Source organism: Sellimonas catena (genome assembly GCF_027924685.1).
GTDB classification, from domain to species: domain Bacteria; phylum Bacillota; class Clostridia; order Lachnospirales; family Lachnospiraceae; genus Sellimonas; species Sellimonas catena.
Genome location: NZ_BSBO01000019.1, coordinates 52466 through 75020, shown reverse-complemented (window position 1 = coordinate 75020; position 22555 = coordinate 52466). Strand labels below are relative to the sequence as shown.

Here is a 22555-nt window from a genome sequence, read left to right as displayed (position 1 = left end):
GACGCAATGCGGACAGCATCGAGGAAAGCCCTTGCAAGAGCATTCTGTTAAAAAGAAACATAAAATGATCAGATAAAGTCCGAGCTGAATTGTCTGAAAATAAAAGAAATAAACTGATATCAAAAAAGAAGAAAAAGTGCCAACGATTACTTGACACATACAGCGCAGGCGGTAAGCTTGCAAAGACAGGGCAAATACGTTATAATTGAACGCAGGCATAAGGCCTGTTTAGAAACCAAAGGATGAAGAGGTGCAGATATGGATTATACATTTGTAATTCCGGTTCTTATATCATTTGTGCTGAGTGTGATTATGGGGCCGATCGTGATTCCAATTTTACGAAAAATGAAGATGAAGCAGACAGAACGTGTGGAGGGAGTGGAGTCCCACCTTCAGAAGGCGGGCACACCGACGATGGGAGGAGTCATGATACTGGCTTCGATTGTCATTACATCCCTTTTTTATGTGAAAGATTATCCGAAGATCATTCCGATTCTGTTTGTAACACTTGGATTTGGACTGATCGGTTTTCTGGATGATTATTTGAAAGTAGTGATGAAGCGTTCCGACGGGCTGTATCCAAAACAGAAATTCGCACTTCAGATTGTAGTTACGGCAGTATTTGCCTATTATCTTGTCAATGTCACCAATACACCGCTTACACTTTTGATCCCGTTTTCCGGGGGAAAATACTGGAACATTGGATGGCTTGCCATTCCGCTTTTGTTTGTAGCGGTGATTGGTACGGTAAACGGTGTCAATTTTACAGACGGACTGGACGGTCTTGCCTCCAGCGTGACAGTGCTGGTTGCTACCTTTTTCACGGTTGTCGCAGTGGGAACAAAGAGCGGGATCGAACCGGTCACCTGCGCGGTAGTAGGAGCTCTGATGGGATTTTTGCTGTTTAATGTCTATCCGGCCAGTGTTTTTATGGGAGATACGGGTTCGCTGGCACTTGGGGGATTTGTGGCATCCACGGCTTATATGCTTCAGATGCCGATTTTCATTATTATTGTCGGCCTGATTTATCTTGTTGAAGTGGCTTCCGTCATGATTCAGGTCACATACTTTAAAAAGACAGGCGGAAAAAGAATCTTTAAAATGGCCCCGATCCACCATCATTTTGAACTTTGCGGGTGGTCGGAGACAAGGATTGTGGCAGTATTCTCAATTATAACGGCGATTTTATGTCTGATTGCGCTGCTGGCACTGTAAGATAAGAAAGGACGGGAAGAAGATGTTTGACGGTAATGGAAAAAAGGTACTTGTGTTTGGCTCGGGAAAAAGCGGAATCGGCGCTGTAACACTGCTTGAGCACGAAGGTGTTGAGACGATTTTGTATGACGGAAATGAAAAGCTGAGCAGAGAGGAAGTGGCAGGCCGTCTTCCGGAAGGATGCAGAACAGAGATTGTAATCGGAGCATTTCCGTACGAGAGAGTGGATGAGATCGGGATGCTTGTGCTAAGCCCGGGAGTCCCGACTGATCTTCCGGTTGTGCAGGATATGGAAAAGGCCGGAATTCCTGTCTGGGGAGAAGTGGAACTTGCAAGCTGCTTTGGAAAAGGAGATGTGCTGGCGATTACCGGAACGAATGGAAAAACGACGACGACAACACTCCTTGGAGAGATTATGAAAGCATACAAACCGGAAGTTTTCGTTGTGGGAAATATCGGAAATCCGTATACGCTGGAAGCATTGAAGATGACACCGGCCAGTGTGACAGTTGCGGAAATCAGCAGTTTCCAGCTGGAGACGATCCACCGGTTTGCTCCGAAAATCAGCGCGATCCTGAATATCACACCGGATCATCTGAACCGTCACCATACAATGGAAAACTACATCAAGGCCAAAGAGGCAATTACAGAAAATCAGACAAAAGAAGAGTTCTGTGTACTGAATTATGAGGATGAAGTCCTCAGAGAGTTTGGAGAAAAGACGAATGCGACTCCATTTTTCTTCAGCAGTAAACGAGAACTGGAAACGGGAATTTTCTTAAAGGACGGGGAGATTATCTTCCGGAATCCGGATGAGGTACGGGTGTGCAAAACAAACGAGCTTCAGCTCCTTGGCACACACAATTATGAAAATGTGATGGCAGCTGTCGCCATGGCGGCACTTTACGGCGTCCCGATGGATACGATCCGGGATGTTATCCGAAGATTCTCAGGAGTGGAACACCGGATCGAGTACGTGACGGAAAAGAACGGCGTAGCTTATTACAATGATTCCAAGGGAACGAATCCGGATGCTGCAATCCGGGGAATCACTGCGATGAACCGTCCTACGGTCCTGATCGGAGGAGGCTTTGATAAGCAGTCGGAATACGATGAGTGGATTGAGAGTTTCCACGGAAAAGTGAAAAAGCTGATTCTGATCGGCGAAACAAAAAAGAAGATCGCCGAGACGGCCAGAAAGTGCGGCTTTACAGCGTATATGTTTGCGGATACACTGGAAGAGGCGGTGACACTTGCAAGCCGTGAGGCAAAAGAGGGAGATGCGGTACTGTTATCTCCTGCATGTGCAAGCTGGGATATGTTCGGAAGTTATGAAGAACGTGGAGAGAAATTCAAAGAGTTGGTAAAATCGCTGTAAGGAGAGGATAGATTGAAGCAGGCGGAAAAACCGGAGTCCGGAGGAATTGACAAAGTCCTTCTGGTGATCGTTTTTTTACTTGTGATAACGGGATTGGTGATCCTGTACAGTACCAGTTCCTATAATGGAAGGATAAAATTTGGAGATTCTTTCTATTATTTAAAAAAACAGATATTTGCTACAACGCTTGGCATTGCCGGGATGTACGCAGTGGCAAAGACCGATTATCATGTCTGGGCGAAGCTTGCTGTACCAGGATATATTCTGGCGATTGTGCTCTGCATCGCCGTCATGCTGTTTGGCGATGAATACAATGGTTCCAAAAGATGGCTGTCTTTGGGACCATTTTCTTTTCAGCCGTCAGAGTACGTCAAAGTTGCTCTGATCGTGTTTCTGGCATGGCTTGTGACAAGAAATGCAAAGAAGATCGGAAAGCTTTCCACCTTGTTTCGGATCATGCTTTTCGCTCTGCCGGTTGTGGGTCTTGTAGGAGCAAGCAACTTAAGCACGGCAGTAATCATTCTTGGAATCGCCGTGATCCTGATTTTTACGGCCAGTCCCAAATATGGCCAGTTCATCTGGATGGCGGTGACAGGGACCGGCTTTATGGCAGTCTTTCTCGGCCTGGAAAGTTACCGTCTGGAGCGGATCGCGATCTGGCAGAATCCGGAGAAGTATGAGAAAGGATATCAGACCCTTCAGGGGCTTTACGCCATCGGATCAGGAGGACTGTTCGGGAAAGGACTTGGAAGCAGTATCCAGAAGCTGGGTTTTGTCCCGGAGGCGCAGAACGATATGATTTTCTCTATTATATGTGAGGAACTGGGGCTTGTGGGAGCGGTTCTTGTTATTCTGCTGTTCTTCCTTTTGATCTGGCGCTTCTTTGTGATCGCATCTCACGCACCGGATCTTTTCGGGGCACTGATTGCGGCAGGAGCCATGGGGCATATGATGATTCAGGTGATTTTGAATATAGCCGTTGTAACCAATACAATTCCCAATACCGGAATTACCCTTCCTTTTATCAGTTATGGAGGAACATCTGTTGTTTTCCTTCTCGTGGAAATGGGGCTTGTATTCAGCGTTGCCAGTTGGTAAAATAAAAGCGTTAATGATAGGAAAAATACAGGGGGCACATCCATGAATGATCAGATTGTGCAAAGGGATGAGAAGAGAAAGAGGATCAAGCGTACCAGGCGAAGGCAGATTCTGACAAGACTGGGAACAGGGGCAGCTGTCATTGCCGGCATCATCGTGTTTCTTCTTTTGTTTCAGCTCAGAGATATCCGGGTGAGGGGGAACGATTTTCTTACAGACAGCGAAGTAAGCCGGTACATCCGTGAACAGGGAGGGGATGGGAATTCTCTGGTTCTGCTTTTAAGCACAAAACTGGGAGACTATCCGGAGCCGCCGACTGTCGAAAGTATGGAATTTCATATGGTGAATCCCTGGACGATCCGGGTGGATGTGAAGGAAAAAAGTCCGGCCGGGTATGCCAGACGGGATGAGGAATATGTCTATTTTGACAACGAAGGCATGGTTCTCGGGGTTACGGATAGCCAGAGAGACGGTCTCAGTCTTGTAGAGGGGCTTGATGTTTCGAAAGCCGAAAAAGGAAAGAAACTTACCGTTCAGGATTCTTCCGTATTTGAATATATTGTCCGGATCCAGGAAATTCTTGGAAGAAGCGGGGTCAGCCCGGACCGGATTGTATGCGATGGAGAAAATCTGACACTGTATTTCGGGAACATCTGCGCGGAACTTGGAAGCGGGGATCCGCAGGAGAAGGCGGCACAGCTTCCGGCTATTCTTGAGAAGCTGGAAGGACAGAGCGGGACGCTCCATCTGGAACATTATGGAGAGCTGACGGAGACGATCCGCTTTGAAAAAAGCGAAACAACAGAGGGATCAAATACCTGAAAGTACCATAGGAATCTGGCATAAAAAAATCGAAAAATAGGAAAAATTCTATTGAAATTTAGAAAGAAAGACTATATTATATAGTATATATGGCAGAATACATGAACTAGTAGGGTGTATAAATAATAAAGCATAACAAAGGAGGAGACACTCTTGTTAGAAATTAAGACAAATGAATCAGAAGCAGCAGCAAAAATTATCGTCGTTGGTGTAGGTGGAGGCGGTAATAATGCTGTCAACCGCATGATAGATGAGCAGATTGCTGGAGTAGAATTTATCGCCATCAACACAGACAAACAGGCTCTCTCATTCTGCAAGGCCCCTACACTGATGCAGATCGGAGACAAGCTCACAAAAGGACTTGGAGCAGGAGCAAAGCCGGAAGTTGGAGAAAAAGCAGCAGAAGAAAGCGCAGATGAGATCGCGGCAGCACTCAAAGGCGCAGACATGGTATTTGTTACATGCGGAATGGGCGGCGGTACAGGTACAGGTGCAACACCGGTTGTAGCACGTATCGCAAAAGAGCAGGGATCCCTGACAGTCGGCGTTGTTACAAAGCCTTTCCGTTTTGAATCCAGAGCCCGTATGAATAATGCACTTGCCGGCATTGAAAAATTAAAAGAAAATGTAGACACACTGATTGTCATTCCGAATGATAAGCTTCTTGAGATTGTCGACAGAAGAACAACGATGCCGGATGCACTGAAAAAGGCAGACGAAGTACTTCAGCAGGGTATCCAGGGAATCACTGACCTGATCAATGTACCATCCCTGATCAACCTTGACTTTGCCGACATTCAGACAGTTATGATCGACAAGGGTATCGCCCATATCGGAATCGGACACGGAAGAGGAGATGACAAGGCGCTGGAGGCTGTAAAACAGGCTGTATCCAGTCCGCTGCTTGAGACAACAATCTCAGGAGCATCTCATGTCATCATCAATATTTCCGGTGATATCACTCTTATGGATGCAAGCGACGCAGCAGAGCATGTTCAGGAGCTTGCAGGAGAAGATGCAAACATCATCTTCGGTGCTATGTATGATGAATCCAAGTCTGATGAAGCAACAGTGACGGTCATCGCGACGGGTTTACATAACAGCAAGGAAAGTACAGCATCCAAGCTGAAATCCAAAATCGGAACAGCAAGACCGGCAGGATCTGTATTTGCCGAGACTCAGGATACATCCTCTCTTAAATCAGATATGGGGAGAGTGACAAGAATGCCGCAGCAGCCGAGGACATCTGCAGCACCGGAAAGCAGCACAACTGCTCAGTCTTCCACACCATCCTACTCTGCAGGAGCGGGAAGAGTAAAAGAGCAGACTATCAAGATTCCGGATTTCTTTAAAAAATAAAAAGTGAATTAAGATAATCAGAAGGTATGGAGGCGAGAGTTTCCATACCTTTTTTCTATGTTTGCATGTCGAAAGAAAACAAGTTTCTCTGTCAGTTTCTGACAAAATTTCAAGTTCCTTTTTTTTATAATACTATTTGTTCGTATACTGAATCGATTTAGCAGCGACAGGAGAAAAGAGGGTGAAACATGTATTATGAAATCTACATGGATGTATTCTTCCTCGTCAATTTTATGATGGATTATCTGCTTTTAGCAGCGGTGTGCAGGATGCTGGCCGGTGATTTCCGGAGAAGACGGGTGCTTCCGGGAGCGGTTCTGGGCTCTTTGCTGACCTGTCTTACGACGATGCTCCCGGTTCCCGGCTTTGTGAAACTGCTGCTATACCATGTAGCGGTGAATACGGTTATGCTCAAAACGGCAATTCCCGTACACGGCATGAGGGAGTTTGTGAAAGCTTTTTTTATGCTTTACGGGGGCGGATTTCTGTTGGGCGGTATTTTTAGCTTTTTCGGGCAATATATTCGTACAGGAAGTCTTTTTTTTCTGTTTGCCGTCGTCAGCTATGAACTGATGCAGGCGGTGTGGGCATTTTGGCGTCAGATGCAAAGGCAGAATCAATATACCTGCGAACTTCTGGTGGAACAGTCCGGGAGGAAGGTACGGCTGAAAGGGCTGATTGATACGGGAAACAGCCTGACGGATCCACTTACCGGACAGCCGGTCTGTATCGTGGAAAGAGAGGCGGTCGAAAGCCTTATGGAGAGCACACAGAAAAGGCGCTATATCGGTTTTCGGTCTGTCGGAAATGAGCATGCCAGACTGCTTCTGGTACAGTTTGACAGTCTATATCTGCCGGGGAAAGAGAAAAAGCAGATCTGTGATATCTGGATCGGGATATCGGATACCAGGATTTCAACAGACGGAACATACCGGATACTTGTAAATCCGGATATTTTTAGGAGGGGATGTAAATGATTATGAACATTACGGTGCCGAACACATTCAGACAGAAAATTTTTCCGGCTTTCCGGACATGGCTTTTTCCGGAAAAGCAGGAAGTGTATTACATAGGAGGTTCAGATATTCTTCCGCCGCCGCTGGAAGTGGAAGAAGAGGCAAAGGCGATTGAACAGCTCTGTACGGAACAGCATGAGGACGCAAGAAAGCAGCTCATCGAGCATAATCTGCGGCTTGTTGTTTATATCGCAAAAAAATTCGACAATACAGGAGTCGGAGTGGAGGATCTGATTTCGATCGGTACAATCGGCCTGATCAAGGCGATCAATACATTTAATCCGGATAAAAATATCAAGCTTGCGACGTATGCATCCAGATGTATTGAGAATGAGATTCTGATGTATCTCAGACGCAACAGCAAGACAAGACTGGAGGTTTCCATAGATGAGCCGCTCAATGTAGACTGGGACGGAAATGAACTGCTGCTTTCTGATATTCTCGGAACAGAAGAAGATACGATCTACAAGGATATGGAAACGGAAGCGGAGAAAAACATGCTGATCCGGGCCGTGGGGAGACTTTCTGTCAGAGAGCGCAGAATCGTAAATATGCGGTTCGGGCTGGGAACTCCGGACGGAGAGGAAATGACACAAAAAGAAGTGGCGGACGTGCTTGGAATCTCACAGTCTTACATATCCAGACTGGAAAAAAAGATTATGATACGTCTGAAAAAAGAAATTACGAAACTGGAATAAAAATTCAGAAAAAGGGAGAAGAAACTGATAAAAAGTGATACAATATCTACATACGATACCACAGGAAAAGGGGCGATGTTATGAAACTAAGATTTATAGGTGCGGCACATGAAGTGACGGGAAGCTGCCATCTTCTGGAAGCGTGCAATAAACATATTCTGGTAGACTGCGGGATGGAACAGGGGCCGGATCTGTACGAAAATCAGGAAATCCCGGTGTCGGCGTCCGAGATAGACTATGTACTCCTGACCCATGCACACATTGACCATTCCGGTAATCTGCCACTCCTTGTCAAGAACGGATTTCAGGGAGATATTGTATCGACCTTTGCGACTGCGGATCTGTGCAGCATTATGCTTCGTGACAGTGCGCATATCCAGGAATTCGAGGCGGAATGGAGAAACCGTAAGGCCAGAAGAAGCGGCGCACCATTCTATGAGCCTCTATACACGATGCAGGACGCGGTGGATGCGGCGGCATTGTTTTCACCATGTGACTACGGACAGAAGATTGTACTTTGTGACGGGATTGAAGTCCGGTTCAGCGATGTGGGACATCTTCTCGGCTCCGCATGCATTGAGGTGTGGATCACAGAAGACGGAGAAACGAGAAAGATTGTATTTTCCGGCGATGTAGGAAATATCAATCAGCCGATTATCAAGGATCCGTCGACGGTTAAAGCAGCAGATTATGTGGTCATTGAATCTACATACGGAAACCGGACACATGGCGCGGGAATTCCGGACTATGTGGGCGATTTCACGAAAGTGATACGGGAAACATTTGCAAAAGGCGGAAATGTTGTTGTACCGTCCTTTGCGGTAGGAAGAACACAGGAACTGCTTTATTTTATCCGGGAGATCAAGGAAAAAAATCTCCTTCCGGAGTATCCGGACTTTGAAGTGTACGTGGACAGTCCACTGGCCATTGAGGCAACCAATGTGTTTAATAAAAATATGCTGGGATGTTTCGATGAAGAAGCAATGGAGCTCGTGAATAAAGGAATCAATCCGCTCCGGTTTTCCGGATTGAAACTGACGACAACAAGCGAAGAATCCAAACAGATCAATTTTGACGAAAAGCCGAAGATTATCCTTTCTGCTTCCGGTATGTGCGAGGCGGGACGGATCCGGCATCATCTGAAACATAATCTGTGGAGAAAAGAGTGCACGGTTCTTTTTGTCGGCTATCAGGCAGCGGGAACGCTGGGACGCAAACTGATAGAAGGAGCGGAGTGTGTCAAGCTGTTCGGAGAAAATGTAGAAGTCAATGCCAGAATCTGTACACTTCAGGGAATCAGCGGGCATGCGGATAAAAACGGGCTGCTGAACTGGCTTTCCGCTTTTGAAACGCCGTTGAAGCATGTGTTTGTTGTACACGGGGAAGACCAGGTGACGGATGAATTTGCCGCATCCATCAAAGAGACACTCGGATACGAAGCGTTTGCGCCGTACTCCGGAGCATGTGTGGATCTGATAGAGGATGAAATCTTAAGCGAGGGAGTCAGAGTGCCGAAGAAGTCTTCCGAGAAACCGGCCAGAATCCGCGCAAATCAGGTGTTTGGCCGTGCGGTTTCCGCGGCAAAACATCTGCTGGATGTTGTTATGAAAAACGAAGGGCTTTCCAATAAAGATCTCGCGAAGCTGGAAAGTCAGATTTTGAATCTTGCTGACAAATGGGACAGAAATGATTAGTACCTGTTAAGAAGAGCCGAATTGTCAAGGACTAAAAGTTTTTTTATTTTTTTCCATACTGAATAAGAGGATGCCGGGATGTGCATGATTTCTGTTAGAAAGGCAGAGTTGCCGTGACAGGAGGATGTACGATGGCATTGAACAAAGTAGAAATATGCGGAGTGAATACTGCAAAACTTCCGCTTTTGAAAGAGGAAGAAAAAGAGGAACTGTTTGCCAGGATCAAAGAAGGAGACGAAGAGGCAAAAGAAAAATACATCAAGGGAAATTTAAGACTGGTGCTCAGCGTGATCAAGAGGTTCGCGGGAAGCAATGAAAATCCGGATGATCTCTTTCAGATCGGCTGTATCGGTCTGATCAAAGCGGTTAATAATTTTAATACGGAGCTGGACGTCCGGTTCTCTACTTATGCGGTGCCGATGATTATCGGAGAAATCCGAAGATACATGCGGGACAACAATTCCATCCGCGTCAGCCGGTCGCTGCGGGACACAGCATACAAGGCGATCTATGCGAAAGAAAATTATGTCAAAAAGAATTTAAGAGAACCGACCGTTCAGGAGATTTCCGAAGAGATCGGAATTGCAAAAGAGGATATCGTATTTGCGCTGGATGCAATCCAGGCTCCGGTCAGCTTGAATGAGCCGGTTTATAATGACAGCGGAGATGCACTGTATGTGATGGATCAGATCAGTGATAAAAAGAACAAAGAGGAGAGGTGGATTGAAGATCTGTCTTTGCAGGCGGCGATGGAACACCTGAATGAAAGAGAAAAATATATTATCCGTCTCCGTTTTTTCGAAGGGAAAACCCAGATGGAGGTGGCCAGAGAAGTAAATATCTCCCAGGCTCAGGTGAGCAGACTGGAAAAAAATGCGCTCCGTCTGATGCGGCAGTATCTGGACTAAGGAAAAAGAACGCCTGCCGGGCGTTCTTTTTTTGTTGAAATTTTGGCAGGCATATATTATGCTATACGTGTAGAAAGTACTAAGAAAAGAATGAGGCGAAGAAAATGTATAAGGCTTGTATTTTTGATCTGGATGGAACATTGACAGATACATTGGAGTCCATAACACGCTCAGTAAATCTGACTCTGGAGCGGATGGGGCTGCCGGTGATTACCCTGGAACAGTGCCGGGAGTTTGTAGGAAGCGGCGCAAGAAAGCTCATGGAGAGGACATTAAAGGCGTGCGGAGATGAAGATCTTGTGCGTATTGAGGAAGCCATGGAGATTTACGGCAGGGTATTTGCAGAAAACTGTACGTATCATGTAAAGCCGTATGACGGAATTGAAAAGATGTTAAAGGCACTCAAGGAAAGAGGGATTTATCTGGCTGTTCTTTCCAATAAGCCGGACGGACAGACAAAGGATGTGGTCCATACTTTTTTTGGAGATGCAATATTTGACTATGTACAGGGACAAAAGGAAGAGATTCCGAGGAAACCGGACCCGGCAGCTGTCTTTGCGATTATGGAGATGGCAGGGATCAGCCGGGAAGAATGTGTCTATATCGGGGATTCCGATGTGGACATGTGCACCGGAAACAATGCCGGGGTAATGACGGTCGGTGTCAGCTGGGGATTCCGGTCAAGAGAAATCCTGAAGGAAACAGGGGCGGATGTGATTATTGATCATCCGGAAGAACTGACCGTGATCGTAAATAATACCAAAGGTGAGGAGGGAAAGAATGAACGGATTTAGTGAAGAATGTATCGAAGTGTTTTTAAGAGATCAGTCACAGCTTTTTGATGAACCGGTCGCTGAGACACCGGAAGAGGCGGAAGCTTTCCTCGAGGACTGCATGGCAGTTGTGCTGGATTCGCTCGAAGAGGTAAAAGAATATCTGGAAGAGTCCGGAGCGGATGTGGATGGAATGACACTGCAGGAAATCGAAGATGCGTCCGAAGTGTTTGTGCTTCCGGAAGGGAAGTATCTGGTTGTAGAAGGATAAGGGAAAGCCGGGGCAGCATATCAGTCTGCCTCGGCTTTTTTCAGCGCTTTTTGGATGGTATCAAGAATCAGGTTGGAAGTATAGGAATCGTCCTCTCCGGATTTGATCTGATCTGCCGACTGCGTTTCGATGATCTGTCCGGCAATTTCTTCCATGGCCGGCTGAACAAGAGGATACATGGTTTCCACGCTTTCATCCAGATTGGAAAAACGGATAGAGTTGATATGATTTTTGTCGACCGAAACTTCCACTTCCAGCGGCGTGTTATTCAATGTCATGCTGGCTGTGTAGATGCCGGGAGTGTATTCTTTGGACGTCTGCTTTTTTCCGGAATGATCCGGAAGGAACATAAAAAGAAGCAGAAGCACAAGAAGAATGCCAAGGGCTGCAAAAATGGCGGTATAGATAATTTCCTTCATGTGAAAAACGACGATTCTGGTTTTGGAACTCATAAGTGAAAAGACCTCCTTTCAGTAATGATGAATCCTGCAGCACCACGGGATTATGTCTTTATAAATATATGTGACGTCGGAAAAAATTATGCGGCGTTGCCAAACGCGGCTTTTTGCGGTAGAATAGAAAAATACGAAAAAGAGAGGTAGAGATGCATGTTTATTATCGCAGGATTAGGAAATCCGGGATCAAAGTATGAAGACACACGGCACAACGTCGGTTTTGATGTCATAGACCGAATTTCGAAAGAATACCATATAGCAGTTGATACAAGAAAACACCGGGCGCTGATCGGAAAAGGGGTTATCGACGGCGTAAAAGTGATTCTCGCAAAACCCCAGACCTTTATGAATCTAAGCGGGGAAAGTATCCGGGAGCTGGTGGACTATTATAAGGTGGATGAGGCCACGGAGCTGATTGTTATATATGATGATATCAGTCTGGATGTGGGTCAGCTCAGGATCCGGAAAAAGGGGAGCGCCGGCGGACATAACGGAATTAAAAATATTATCGCCCACCTTGGGCACGATGTATTCATGCGTGTGAAGGTCGGTGTCGGGGAGAAGCCGAAGGGCTATGATCTGGCGGATTATGTACTGGGCCATTTCTCAAAGGAAGAGAAAGAGAAGATGGAAGTGGCATATGAAAAGGCAGTACAGGCCGTCAGAATGGCCGGACTTGGAGAAATTGACGAAGCGATGAATCAGTTTAACCGGAAAGGCTGATGGAAGGAGGAGAACACAATGAAGGCTTTTACGGAACCTCTTTTGGAGCTTGCGGAATTCGAGACGATTCAGAAGACAAAATACCGGGGAAAAGGGATGATTCAGATTGCCGGAAGTACCGGTTCGCAGAAAAGCCATCTTGCGTATGCTCTTTCTGGAGACGGCCGGAGGATTCTTTATATTCTTGCAGATGAAGAAAAGGCAAAGGAAGTTCTTGAAGAATATCAGTTTCTGGATGGGGAAGTCCTGTTCTATCCGGCGAAGGACTTCCTCTTTTATCGGGCGGATATCAGAGGAAAATATCTGGTCAAGCAGCGGATGGAAGTATTCCGCGCACTGAAAGAAGAGGAAAATGTAACGGTTATTACAACGATCGGCGCGTTGATGGACGGGGTACGTCCACCGTTGAAGATCGATGAGGAAGTTTTTTCTGTCCGCACAGGGGAGACGTCAGATCTGGAAGAACTTGTTCAAAGGTTATCCGCAATGGGATATGACAGGGAAGTACAGATTGAAGGGCCGGGGCAGTTTGCGGTGCGTGGAGGAATTGTCGATATCTTTCCTTTGACAGAGGAGATGCCGGTGAGGATTGAATTCTGGGACGATGAGATTGATTCGATCCGTACCTTCGATGCCCAGACACAAAGATCCATAGAAAACAGGGAGGAGATCACGGTGTATCCGGCCCGGGATGAGGCGGATGAGCAGGAGGAGGTCTCTTTCCTGCGCTATTTCCGTCCGGAAGAGACGCTTTTGTTTCTGGATGAGCCGGCAAGACTCTACGAACGTGGAGAAGTCATCGAGGAGGAAGTCCGGCAGGCCAGGGAGCGAAGAGAGGAAGAAGAAAAGCTTCCGGAAGGAGAAAAAGACATCAGGATCTTTCCGGTCCATGAGATTGCAGGTTTGATCAATCAGTATCACAGTATCGGATTTACAGCACTGGAGGGAAAAGTAAAAGAATTTCTGGTCCGGGATGTATACAGCATTCTGGCTAAAAACGTGAACCCGTATAACAGCAGTTTTGAGGTGCTGACGAGAGACTTAAAAAGGCTGAAGCGAAACGGGTACCGGGTGATTCTGCTTTCAGGTTCCCGGACAAGGGCAAGAAGGCTTGCGGAAGATCTCAGGGACTATGATCTGAACAGTTTTTATGATGAAGATCCCGAAAGACTGGTAAAACCGGGAGAAATTCTTGTGTCCTACGGTCATGTGGCAGTTGGGTATGAGTACCCGATGCTGAAGTTTACCGTGATTTCGGAGACCGATATTTTCGGGAAAAAGAAGAAAAAGAAGCGAAGAAGGATTTACGAAGGGGAAAAGATCCAGAGTTTTACCGACTTAAAGCCGGGGGACTATGTAGTTCATGAGAATCATGGGCTTGGAATTTATCAGGGAATCGAGAAAATTGAGATAGACCGGATTGAGAAGGATTACATGAAGATTTCCTATGCAGGAGGCGGAAATCTCTACATCCCGGCTACCCAGATGGATCTGATCCAGAAATACGCATCGGCGGATGCAAAGAAACCGAAACTCAACCGTCTGGGCGGACAGGACTGGGAGCGTACCAAGACAAGAGTCCGTAAAGCGGTACAGGTGATCGCGAGAGATCTGGTGGAGCTCTATGCCGCACGGCAGGAAAAGGAAGGCTATGCCTATGAGCCGGATACGGTGTGGCAGAAAGAATTTGAGGAGATGTTTCCGTTTGAGGAGACAGACGATCAGGCAGCGGCCATCGAAGAGACAAAAAAGGATATGGAAAGCCACAAGATCATGGACCGTCTGATCTGCGGAGATGTTGGCTTTGGAAAAACCGAGGTGGCGATCCGGGCGGCCTTTAAAGCGGTGCAGGAGAATAAGCAGGTGGCATTTCTTGTACCGACCACCATTCTGGCGCAGCAGCATTATAACACCCTTGTTCAGAGGATGAAAGACTTCCCGGTTCGGGTGGATCTGATGTGCCGTTTCCGTACCCCGTCCCAGCAGAAAAAGACGCTGGAAGACCTGAAAAAAGGCCAGGTGGATATTCTGGTGGGAACCCACCGGATTTTGAGTCAGGACGTCTGCTTCAAAGATCTGGGACTTCTTGTGATCGACGAGGAGCAGAGGTTTGGAGTGCAGCACAAGGAAAAGATCAAAAAACTGCGGGAAAATGTGGATGTCCTGACATTGACAGCTACTCCGATTCCAAGAACTCTTCATATGAGCCTGATTGGAATCCGGGATATGAGTGTGCTGGAAGAGGCTCCGATGGACCGGATGCCGATCCAGACCTATGTCATGGAATATCAGGATGAGATGGTAAGGGAGGCAATTGTAAGAGAGTTGTCCAGACAGGGGCAGGTGTACTACGTCTATAATAAAGTCAAGGATATTGCGGAGATCACGGCCAGAGTCCAGAGCCTTGTTCCGGAGGCAAATGTTGCCTACGCTCACGGGCAGATGAGGGAACATCAGCTGGAGCGGATCATGTATGACTTTATCAACGGGGATATCGATGTGCTTGTTTCCACGACTATTATTGAAACCGGGCTTGATATTTCCAATGCCAATACGATGATTATCCATGATGCGGACAAACTGGGGCTCTCCCAGCTATACCAGCTGCGAGGAAGAGTCGGGCGTTCCAACCGGATGGCCTATGCCTTTCTTCTCTACCGGAGAGACCGTCTGCTCAGAGAGGTTGCGGAAAAGCGGCTTGCCGCGATCCGGGAGTTTACGGATCTTGGATCTGGATTCAAGATTGCCATGCGGGATCTGGAAATCCGGGGAGCAGGAAATCTGCTTGGAGAAGCACAGCACGGTCATATGGAGGCGGTCGGGTATGACCTCTACTGTAAGATGCTCAATGAAGCGGTCAAAAACATGAAACAGGGCACTTCCCAGGAAGAAGCCGCAAGCTTTACAACAACGGTGGATCTGAATGTGGATGCCTTTATTCCGGCTTCCTATATTCCGGATGAATATCAGAAGCTGGATATCTACAAACGGATCGCGCTGATTGAGACCGAAGAAGAGATGGATGATATGATGGAAGAGCTGATTGACCGGTTCGGAGACATTCCGAAAAAGGTACAGAAGCTGATCCTGATTGCAAGGCTGAAAGCCTTTGCACATTCCGTGTATGTGACTTCGATTGAGCAGAAAGGGCAGACGCTGAAGATCACCATGTATGAGCGGGCGAAGGTACGTGGCGAGGAGATACCGAAACTTCTGGAGCGCAGGAAAGGAGAACTTGTTTTTAAGAATGATACGCCGCCGTATTTTCTCTATGAGCAGAAAAAGCGGAACCGGAAGGAAAAGGACCCGGATATTCTGGAAGTCGTGAAAAATCTGTTAAATGATATAAAAACATTGATTGTCCAGGAAAAACCGGATATAATAGGGTAGTTAGAAATACGAAGGAGGCTTTTGACAGTATGAAAAAGCGTTTGGCAGTAGTCCTTTTGACTGCCGCTGTGGCAGCAGGAGCAATGACAGGCTGCGGACAGCAGACGATTGAAGACAGCGATGTCGTTGCGACCGTGGGAGATACAGAAATTAAAGGAAATGTGGCAAATTTCTTTGCAAGATATCAGCAGGCAATGTATGAGACTTATTACAGCTCTATGCTGGGAGAAAACATGTGGACAACCGAGGTTGAGGAAGGAACGACTTATGAAGAGTCGGCCAAGGAGACGATCATGCAGTCGCTGGAGGAACTCTATCTGGTTAACGAGCATGCCGGTGATTACAGCGTTTCACTGACAGACGAAGAAAAGAAGTCGATTGAAGATGCTGCGGACCAGTTTGTAGAGGCAAACGATGCGGAGGTCCGGGATGTAATTTCCGGCGACAAGGAGACGGTGCAGAAGGTTCTGGAACTCTTTACAATCCAGCAGAAAGTACAGACTGAGATGCTAAAAGATGTGGACCGGAATGTTTCCGATGAGGAGGCTGCCCAGAAAGCGCTGCAGTATGTAGCATTTACCTACTCGGATACGGAGGAATCCGAAGAAAGTGATTCCGAAAATACTTCAGATACAAAGGAAGAGGCAAAAGCGAAGGCGGAAACATTTTTGAACGCGGTGAACAGCGGCACAGATTTCAGTCAGGCCGCAGAGGATCAGGAGAAATCAGCAGTGGATCTGACGTTTGACTCCAGTACGACATCCCCGAATGAGGAGCTCATTCAGGCGGCGGACAAACTGGAAGCAGGCCAGGTAACTGATGTGATAGAGACAGATACCGGATACTATGTGGCAAAGGTGACATCCACATTTGATCAGAGCGCAACGGACAGCAAGAAACAGGAGATCATCTCCGAACGTGAGTCTGAGCGATACAATGAGATCCTTGATGGCTGGAAAGAAGACACTGACATCAAGGAAAACAAGGATGTCTGGGAAAAGATCGACTTTAACGGTCAGGGGGTTGCCCTGAAGACAGAGGACAGCTCAGAAGACAGCGGCAGTACAGAAGGCTCTTCAGAAAACACAGATGGAGAAGATACTTCTGACAGTGCAGAGGGAGAAGATACTTCCGACAGCACAGACAGTGGAGAATCCACTGATTCCGAAAATACAGATAATACAGAAGAAGCAGCCGAATAGGCTGCTTCATTTTTGTCTTTTATTCAAAAAATGTGCTGACAAGTTCGTTTACAAGTTTGCCATCGGCTTTTCCTTTGACCTTCGGCATCAGCTCTTTCATGATCTTTCCCTTGTCTTTTGCAGTCGGATGATCCAGACCCATATCAGAGAGAACTGAGGCGATGACAGATCTGATCTCCTCTTCATCCATCATCTTCGGGGCAAATTCTTCAAGAACCGCGATCCGTGCCCGGCATTCTTCAATGATTTCAGTACGGTCTTCCGGGGTCATCTCCAGAGTCTCTTTTGTCTGTTTGATCTCCTTTAAGACAACCTGTACTTCCTCTTCCTCAGTCAGATCTTCCCGCTTGTCGATTGCTTTATTTTTCAGAGCGGCAAGAAGAGAAGACAGAGTTTCTTTTCTTGCCTTGTCGCCGGCCTTCATGGCAGCGACCATTTCTTTTCTTACATCATCGATTTTACTCATAGCCTTATGGACCTCCTAAACGTTTTTCTCTATTTTACTATCTCTTAAGAAAAAGTGCAAACAGAATAAAAATTTTCCTTTTGCAGATACTAGCCTTATGTGAAAGCCGGAAAAAGGCGGCTGATTTGTGAAATGGAGGGAACTTTACAGAAATGAAAGCGACGGGAATTGTGCGAAGAATCGACGATCTTGGAAGGGTGGTTGTTCCAAAAGAAATACGCAGAACACTGGGAATCCGCGAGGGGACTCCGCTGGAAATCTTTACGGGCCAGGACGGCGAGGTTATTCTGAAGAAGTATTCTCCGCTTGGAGAAATATATACATTTGCGCAGAACTATGCAGAGAGTCTGGCGCAGGCATCGGGAATGCTTTCCTGCATTACGGATATGGAAAAGGTGATTGCTGCTTCCGGAGCAGGGAGAAAGGATGTAGCAGAACAGGAGGTATCAGAGGAGTTTGTCTGTCTTCTGGAAGAACGGAGAGCGGTATCCATAAGCCGCAGCGGGGGATCCGGTATCAATTTTCTGAAAGAAAAGATGGTGGACTATGGAGAAATTTTTGCCTGTCCGGTGCTGGCAGGAGGCGATGTGATCGGATCAGTTCTTTTTGTCAGACCGGAGCGGCAAAAAGGCATTTCCGAAGAAATCTGTCAGAAACTGGCTCAGTGCGCGGCTGCATTTCTTGGGAGTCAGATGGAAACGTAGTCATAAAGAGAAAATCCGCATCATACAATAGTCTTAGAAAAACGGGACAAGGGGGATGCGATGAGAGTAAAAGGACAAAAATCGGGGGTCATGCGGATCTTTCAGGCACTTCTGGTATCCTACATCGTTACGGGAATCCTGCTTCTGGTGCTGGCGGTGCTGCTTTATAAGCTGAATCTGGATAAAGGAAAAGTGACGGCAGGAATTACCGGTATCTATGTTGTGTCCGCGTTTGCGGGAGGTTTTCTGATCGGGAAGCTGCAGAAAGTACGGAAATTTATCTGGGGACTGATTCTTGGAATGCTATATTTTCTGCTCCTGGTACTGGTGTCCGTTGGTGTATATCACACCCTTCAGGGCGATACGATGCAGATTGTGACAACGCTGATACTGTGTGCGGCAGGAGGAATGCTTGGCGGAATGCTGTCGTAAACGAAAAAAAGGCTTTAAAAAAGAAACCGCCTATGATATAATAATTTCTAGCAAAATGCATAAGGAGGAAATCAGGATGAAACACATTAAAACATTAAATACACAGACTTTAAACAACACAATGAAAAAAGGCGGATGCGGAGAATGCCAGACATCCTGCCAGTCAGCATGCAAGACTTCCTGCACAGTAGGAAACCAGACCTGCGAACAGAAGAAATAGGCAGACAGGACTTATAAGTGAAATTACAGGACAGCGGCTATTTGGTCGCTGTCTCTTGATGTCTACAGAAAAAAGAGAAAGGGGTACACAAAGTGATCCATCAGTACCAGAATAATGGATATAATATCGTTCTGGATGTTAACAGCGGATGTGTTCATGTCGTAGATCAGATGGGATACGATCTGATCGCAGCACTGACCGCGATGAATCCGGAGCAGACAGCCGATACCATCAGGGAGGGTGAGACAAAGGAAAAAATCAAAAAACAGTATCAGGAGAAATATAATCCGCAGGAGATTGACGAGGTGCTCGATGATCTCGCTGAACTAGCGGAGGCAGGACAGCTCTTCGCACCGGATACTCATGAGTCCTGTATACAGGATGTCATGAAAAGAAAGACAGTAGTAAAGGCGCTCTGTCTCCATATTGCCCATGACTGCAATCTGGCGTGCAAATACTGTTTTGCCGAGGAGGGCGAATATCATGGAAGACGTGCGATGATGTCCTATGAAGTAGGGAAAAAGGCGCTGGATTTCCTGATCGCAAATTCCGGAAGCAGAAGAAACCTGGAAGTAGACTTCTTCGGCGGGGAGCCGCTGATGAACTGGCAGGTTGTCAAAGATCTTGTGGCATATGGAAGAGAGCAGGAGAAGATTCACGATAAACATTTCCGTTTTACTGTTACGACGAACGGCGTACTGCTGAATGATGAAATTCAGGAGTTTATCAACAAGGAGATGGACAATGTCGTGCTGAGCCTGGACGGAAGAAGGGAAGTCAATGACCGGATGCGTCCGTTCCGGAATGGAAAAGGAAGCTACGATCTGATTGTTCCAAAGTTCCAGAAACTTGCCGTGAGCAGAAACCAGCAGAAATACTATGTGCGCGGTACATTTACGAGACAGAACCTGGATTTTTCAGAGGATGTGCGCCATTTTGTAGATCTCGGATTTCAACAGATGTCCATCGAGCCGGTTGTCGGTGATGATACAGACCCTTACGCAATCAGGGAGGAAGACCTGCCTCAGATTTTTGAGGAGTATGATAAACTCGCAAAATATATGATTCAGAGAGAAAAAGAAGGAAATGGATTTAATTTCTTCCATTTTATGATCGACCTGGAAGGCGGACCGTGCCTTGCGAAACGGTTGTCAGGATGCGGTTCGGGAACCGAATATCTGGCTGTAACACCGTGGGGAGACCTCTATCCTTGTCATCAGTTTGTAGGAGATGAGGATTTCCTGATGGGAAATGTAGATGAGGGTATTACAAAGCCTGAGATTGCGGACGCATTCCGGTGCTGTAATGTCTACTCAAAAGAAAAATGTAAAAACTGCTTTGCGAAGTTCTACTGCAGCGGCGGATGTATGGCGAATGCATACCATTTTGAGGGAAATCTGAATGATGCATATGACATCGGATGCGAGATGGAAAGAAAACGTGTGGAATGCGCCATCATGATCAAAGCGGCGCTGGCGGACAACTCCGGAGAGAGCGAAGAAGCTTAGAGAAGGGGATGTAAAGTGTGAAGAAAAGCAGAGGGATCGCAGGATTGATTGTGACAGTCCTTATAATCGGACTGCTGGTATATACGACAGCCATCGGATGGGGCCGTTCCCAAAGCGGTGCCATGGAAAACATCAAACTCGGGCTGGATCTGGCCGGCGGGGTCAGCATTACCTATCAGGCAAAAGAGGAAAACCCGTCGCCGGAAGAGATGCGGGACACCATCTACAAACTGCAGAAGAGAGTAGAAGCATACAGTACGGAAGCGAATGTATACCAGGAGGGAGACAATCGTATCAGCATTTCCATTCCGGGAGTGTCGGATGCCAATGAGATTCTGGAAGAGCTTGGACAGCCGGGATCGCTGGAATTTCAGACAGCAGATGGCGAGACGGTTCTGACAGGAAGCGACATTAAAACCGCAAAGGCGATGAGCGGTCAGAACCAGACGACAGGAGCAAATGAATATACGGTAGAGCTTCAGTTAAATGAGCAGGGAAAAGAAAAGTTTACCGAGGCGACAGAGAAGAATGTCGGAAAGGAAATTTCCATTATCTATGACGGCGAGGTAATCAGTTCCCCGACTGTGAATGAAGCTATTACTGTGGATACCGCTTATATTGACGGAATGGCAAGTTATGAAGAAGCCGAAGAGCTTGCTTCCGCAATCCGGATCGGCGGTCTTTCCCTGGAACTGGAAGAGCTCAACTCACAGGTGCAGGGAGCCCAGCTTGGCGGGGAGGCAATCAGTACAAGTCTTCTGGCAGGAGCAGTCGGACTTGCGGCAGTCATCCTTTTTATGATTGCTGTTTATCTGCTTCCGGGACTTGCTGCAGGGCTTGCACTTCTGATCTATACCGGACTGGTGCTGGTGCTGTTGAACGCATTTGACATCACTCTTTCCCTTCCGGGAATTGCCGGAATCATTTTGTCCATTGGAATGGCTGTGGATGCAAACGTCATTATCTTTGCAAGGGTGAGGGAAGAAATCGCGTCCGGAAAGAGTGTGCAGAACGCGCTGAAGAGCGGATTTCACAAGGCACTTTCCGCAATCATTGACGGAAATGTCACGACGCTGATTGCAGCAGCGGTACTCTGGTTTCGGGGATCGGGAACGGTCAAAGGATTTGCGCAGACACTGGCTCTTGGCATCGTCGTTTCCATGTTTACCGCGCTGGTAATTACACGGATGATCATCAATTCGTTCTATGCGGTGGGAATCCGGAACGAGAAGTTCTATGCAAAGAAAATGAAAGAAAGAAAACCGGTAGACTTCCTTGGAAAGAGAAAGATCTGCTTTGCTGTTTCCCTGCTTGTGATCCTTGCCGGATTTGCCGTGATGGGATATCATCATGTGAAAGAAAACGGTATGCTGGCCTACAGTCTGGAATTCCGGGGAGGAACATCCACGACAGTGGATTTTCAGAAAGATTATTCGATTTCGCAAATTGAATCCCGGATTGTTCCGGTGGTTGAGAAAGCATCCGGAGACTCGGAAGTACAGACACAGAAGGTAAAAGGAAGCACTGAGATTGTCATCCGGACGAAAGCCCTTGATCTTGACCAGAGAGAGGCATTAAATCAGGCACTGGCTGATGAGTTCCAGGTGTCGGATTCGGACATTACCTATTCCAGCATCAGTTCTACGATCAGTGCGGAGATGAGGCAGGATGCGGTCGTTGCGGTGATTATCTCCACAGTCTGCATGCTTCTTTATATCTGGTTCCGGTTTAAGGACATCCGGTTTGCCACAAGCGCGGTGACGGCCCTGATTCATGACGTCCTCGTCGTGCTTGCCTTTTACGCCGTATCCCGTATTACAGTCGGAAGTACCTTTATTGCGTGCATGCTGACAATTGTAGGATATTCGATCAATGCAACCATTGTAATATTTGACCGGATCCGGGAGGAGCTGAAAGCGCGGAGGAAGAAAGAACCACTTGCCGAACTTGTAAACAGATGTATCACAATGACGCTGACAAGAAGCATCTATACTTCTCTGACGACGTTTATTATGGTGTTTGCGCTCTTTGTTTTTGGTGTCACATCAGTCAGAGAATTTGCACTGCCTCTGATGGTCGGTATCGTGTGCGGTGCATATTCTTCCGTATGTATCACGGGAGCACTCTGGTACGTTATGAAGACAAGAACCGGAAAGAAGAAATAAAACATGAAAAGGATGCAGCAGGATGGAAAGTATGGATCTTGCGGCATCCTTTTGCTTT

The 22555-nt window shown here is 46.9% G+C and carries 21 protein-coding genes; 19 read left to right on the top strand and 2 right to left on the bottom strand.

The window, feature by feature from the left end; genetic code table 11:
- Positions 1-258: 258 nt before the first annotated feature.
- The 11 genes from mraY to Selli1_RS10040 all read left to right on the top strand — a co-directional run bounded on the left by mraY (position 259) and on the right by Selli1_RS10040 (position 11232).
- Positions 259-1215 carry a phospho-N-acetylmuramoyl-pentapeptide-transferase gene (gene mraY, locus Selli1_RS10090; RefSeq protein ID WP_087168328.1) on the top strand — a complete coding sequence of 319 codons (957 nt, stop codon included), beginning with the start codon at positions 259-261 and terminating at the stop codon, positions 1213-1215.
- Between the two features lie 22 nt (positions 1216-1237).
- Entirely contained in the window at positions 1238-2593 is a 1356-nt protein-coding gene (gene murD / locus Selli1_RS10085) for a UDP-N-acetylmuramoyl-L-alanine--D-glutamate ligase (protein ID WP_138372397.1), read from the top strand.
- A 12-nt stretch (positions 2594-2605) separates the two neighbouring features.
- Positions 2606-3691, top strand: coding sequence for an FtsW/RodA/SpoVE family cell cycle protein (locus Selli1_RS10080; RefSeq protein WP_207738677.1), 1086 nt, complete (start codon positions 2606-2608; stop codon positions 3689-3691).
- A gap of 42 nt (positions 3692-3733) precedes the next feature.
- Entirely contained in the window at positions 3734-4513 is a 780-nt protein-coding gene (locus Selli1_RS10075; RefSeq protein WP_087252557.1) for a cell division protein FtsQ/DivIB, read from the top strand.
- 153 nt (positions 4514-4666) lie between these two features.
- Positions 4667-5872 carry a cell division protein FtsZ gene (gene ftsZ / locus Selli1_RS10070; protein WP_281872924.1) on the top strand — a complete coding sequence of 402 codons (1206 nt, stop codon included), beginning with the start codon at positions 4667-4669 and terminating at the stop codon, positions 5870-5872.
- Between the two features lie 188 nt (positions 5873-6060).
- On the top strand, positions 6061-6849 hold the full coding sequence (locus Selli1_RS10065; RefSeq protein WP_281872923.1) for a sigma-E processing peptidase SpoIIGA: 789 nt from the start codon (positions 6061-6063) through the stop codon (positions 6847-6849).
- Entirely contained in the window at positions 6846-7586 is a 741-nt protein-coding gene (gene sigE, locus Selli1_RS10060) for an RNA polymerase sporulation sigma factor SigE (protein ID WP_087168323.1), read from the top strand. The genes Selli1_RS10065 and sigE overlap by 4 nt, the downstream gene beginning before the upstream one ends.
- An 80-nt stretch (positions 7587-7666) precedes the next feature.
- On the top strand, positions 7667-9280 hold the full coding sequence (locus Selli1_RS10055; protein WP_087168322.1) for an MBL fold metallo-hydrolase RNA specificity domain-containing protein: 1614 nt from the start codon (positions 7667-7669) through the stop codon (positions 9278-9280).
- 131 nt (positions 9281-9411) lie between these two features.
- Positions 9412-10188 (top strand): RNA polymerase sporulation sigma factor SigG, encoded by a 777-nt coding sequence (gene sigG / locus Selli1_RS10050; RefSeq protein ID WP_087168321.1) that lies wholly within the window; start codon positions 9412-9414, stop codon positions 10186-10188.
- Positions 10189-10292: 104 nt separating this feature from the next.
- Positions 10293-10982, top strand: coding sequence for an HAD family hydrolase (locus tag Selli1_RS10045; RefSeq protein WP_118635813.1), 690 nt, complete (start codon positions 10293-10295; stop codon positions 10980-10982).
- On the top strand, positions 10969-11232 hold the full coding sequence (locus Selli1_RS10040; protein WP_087168319.1) for a glyoxalase: 264 nt from the start codon (positions 10969-10971) through the stop codon (positions 11230-11232). The genes Selli1_RS10045 and Selli1_RS10040 overlap by 14 nt, the downstream gene beginning before the upstream one ends.
- Positions 11233-11252: 20 nt before the next feature.
- Here the strand turns inward: Selli1_RS10040 and Selli1_RS10035 are convergent, their stop codons facing one another.
- Positions 11253-11684 (bottom strand): FMN-binding protein, encoded by a 432-nt coding sequence (locus tag Selli1_RS10035; RefSeq protein WP_087168318.1) that lies wholly within the window; start codon positions 11682-11684, stop codon positions 11253-11255.
- A gap of 156 nt (positions 11685-11840) precedes the next feature.
- Between Selli1_RS10035 and pth the strand changes: the two genes are divergently transcribed.
- From pth to Selli1_RS10020, 3 genes are read left to right on the top strand one after another with little or no spacing between them, the layout of a single operon-like run.
- Positions 11841-12410 (top strand): aminoacyl-tRNA hydrolase, encoded by a 570-nt coding sequence (gene pth, locus Selli1_RS10030; protein ID WP_087168317.1) that lies wholly within the window; start codon positions 11841-11843, stop codon positions 12408-12410.
- An 18-nt stretch (positions 12411-12428) separates the two neighbouring features.
- Positions 12429-15800 (top strand): transcription-repair coupling factor, encoded by a 3372-nt coding sequence (mfd, locus tag Selli1_RS10025; protein WP_118635815.1) that lies wholly within the window; start codon positions 12429-12431, stop codon positions 15798-15800.
- Positions 15801-15829: 29 nt separating this feature from the next.
- On the top strand, positions 15830-17002 hold the full coding sequence (locus Selli1_RS10020; protein WP_087252562.1) for a peptidylprolyl isomerase: 1173 nt from the start codon (positions 15830-15832) through the stop codon (positions 17000-17002).
- Positions 17003-17021: 19 nt separating this feature from the next.
- Here the strand turns inward: Selli1_RS10020 and Selli1_RS10015 are convergent, their stop codons facing one another.
- Entirely contained in the window at positions 17022-17468 is a 447-nt protein-coding gene (locus tag Selli1_RS10015) for a GatB/YqeY domain-containing protein (RefSeq protein ID WP_087168314.1), read from the bottom strand.
- Positions 17469-17620: 152 nt separating this feature from the next.
- On the opposite strand from Selli1_RS10015, the gene Selli1_RS10010 reads away from it, so the two are divergent.
- The 5 genes from Selli1_RS10010 to secD all read left to right on the top strand — a co-directional run bounded on the left by Selli1_RS10010 (position 17621) and on the right by secD (position 22497).
- Positions 17621-18172 (top strand): stage V sporulation T C-terminal domain-containing protein, encoded by a 552-nt coding sequence (locus tag Selli1_RS10010; protein ID WP_281872922.1) that lies wholly within the window; start codon positions 17621-17623, stop codon positions 18170-18172.
- A 60-nt stretch (positions 18173-18232) separates the two neighbouring features.
- On the top strand, positions 18233-18604 hold the full coding sequence (locus tag Selli1_RS10005; RefSeq protein ID WP_087168312.1) for a TIGR04086 family membrane protein: 372 nt from the start codon (positions 18233-18235) through the stop codon (positions 18602-18604).
- A gap of 76 nt (positions 18605-18680) precedes the next feature.
- Positions 18681-18824 carry a six-cysteine ranthipeptide SCIFF gene (gene scfA, locus Selli1_RS10000; protein WP_008976445.1) on the top strand — a complete coding sequence of 48 codons (144 nt, stop codon included), beginning with the start codon at positions 18681-18683 and terminating at the stop codon, positions 18822-18824.
- 92 nt (positions 18825-18916) lie between these two features.
- Positions 18917-20332: a thioether cross-link-forming SCIFF peptide maturase gene (gene scfB / locus Selli1_RS09995; protein WP_281872921.1), complete on the top strand. Its 1416-nt coding sequence runs from the start codon at positions 18917-18919 to the stop codon at positions 20330-20332.
- Positions 20333-20349: 17 nt separating this feature from the next.
- Positions 20350-22497 (top strand): protein translocase subunit SecD, encoded by a 2148-nt coding sequence (gene secD, locus Selli1_RS09990; protein WP_138372403.1) that lies wholly within the window; start codon positions 20350-20352, stop codon positions 22495-22497.
- Positions 22498-22555 lie beyond the last annotated feature (58 nt).

What these genes read in the sequence shown, in the direction of transcription:
- Selli1_RS10040 (WP_087168319.1), top strand. Translation starts at nt 10,969, where the DNA reads ATGAACGGATTTAGTGAAGAATGTATCGAAGTGTTTTTAAGAGATCAG.
- Selli1_RS10005 (WP_087168312.1), top strand. Translation starts at nt 18,233, where the DNA reads ATGAGAGTAAAAGGACAAAAATCGGGGGTCATGCGGATCTTTCAGGCA.
- Selli1_RS10020 (WP_087252562.1), top strand. Translation starts at nt 15,830, where the DNA reads ATGAAAAAGCGTTTGGCAGTAGTCCTTTTGACTGCCGCTGTGGCAGCA.
- murD (WP_138372397.1), top strand. Translation starts at nt 1,238, where the DNA reads ATGTTTGACGGTAATGGAAAAAAGGTACTTGTGTTTGGCTCGGGAAAA.
- Selli1_RS10015 (WP_087168314.1), bottom strand. Translation starts at nt 17,468, where the DNA reads ATGAGTAAAATCGATGATGTAAGAAAAGAAATGGTCGCTGCCATGAAG.
- Selli1_RS10035 (WP_087168318.1), bottom strand. Translation starts at nt 11,684, where the DNA reads ATGAGTTCCAAAACCAGAATCGTCGTTTTTCACATGAAGGAAATTATC.
- scfA (WP_008976445.1), top strand. Translation starts at nt 18,681, where the DNA reads ATGAAACACATTAAAACATTAAATACACAGACTTTAAACAACACAATG.
- sigE (WP_087168323.1), top strand. Translation starts at nt 6,846, where the DNA reads ATGATTATGAACATTACGGTGCCGAACACATTCAGACAGAAAATTTTT.
- mfd (WP_118635815.1), top strand. Translation starts at nt 12,429, where the DNA reads ATGAAGGCTTTTACGGAACCTCTTTTGGAGCTTGCGGAATTCGAGACG.
- mraY (WP_087168328.1), top strand. Translation starts at nt 259, where the DNA reads ATGGATTATACATTTGTAATTCCGGTTCTTATATCATTTGTGCTGAGT.
- pth (WP_087168317.1), top strand. Translation starts at nt 11,841, where the DNA reads ATGTTTATTATCGCAGGATTAGGAAATCCGGGATCAAAGTATGAAGAC.
- Selli1_RS10045 (WP_118635813.1), top strand. Translation starts at nt 10,293, where the DNA reads ATGTATAAGGCTTGTATTTTTGATCTGGATGGAACATTGACAGATACA.
- Selli1_RS10055 (WP_087168322.1), top strand. Translation starts at nt 7,667, where the DNA reads ATGAAACTAAGATTTATAGGTGCGGCACATGAAGTGACGGGAAGCTGC.
- sigG (WP_087168321.1), top strand. Translation starts at nt 9,412, where the DNA reads ATGGCATTGAACAAAGTAGAAATATGCGGAGTGAATACTGCAAAACTT.
- Selli1_RS10065 (WP_281872923.1), top strand. Translation starts at nt 6,061, where the DNA reads ATGTATTATGAAATCTACATGGATGTATTCTTCCTCGTCAATTTTATG.
- Selli1_RS10075 (WP_087252557.1), top strand. Translation starts at nt 3,734, where the DNA reads ATGAATGATCAGATTGTGCAAAGGGATGAGAAGAGAAAGAGGATCAAG.
- Selli1_RS10010 (WP_281872922.1), top strand. Translation starts at nt 17,621, where the DNA reads ATGAAAGCGACGGGAATTGTGCGAAGAATCGACGATCTTGGAAGGGTG.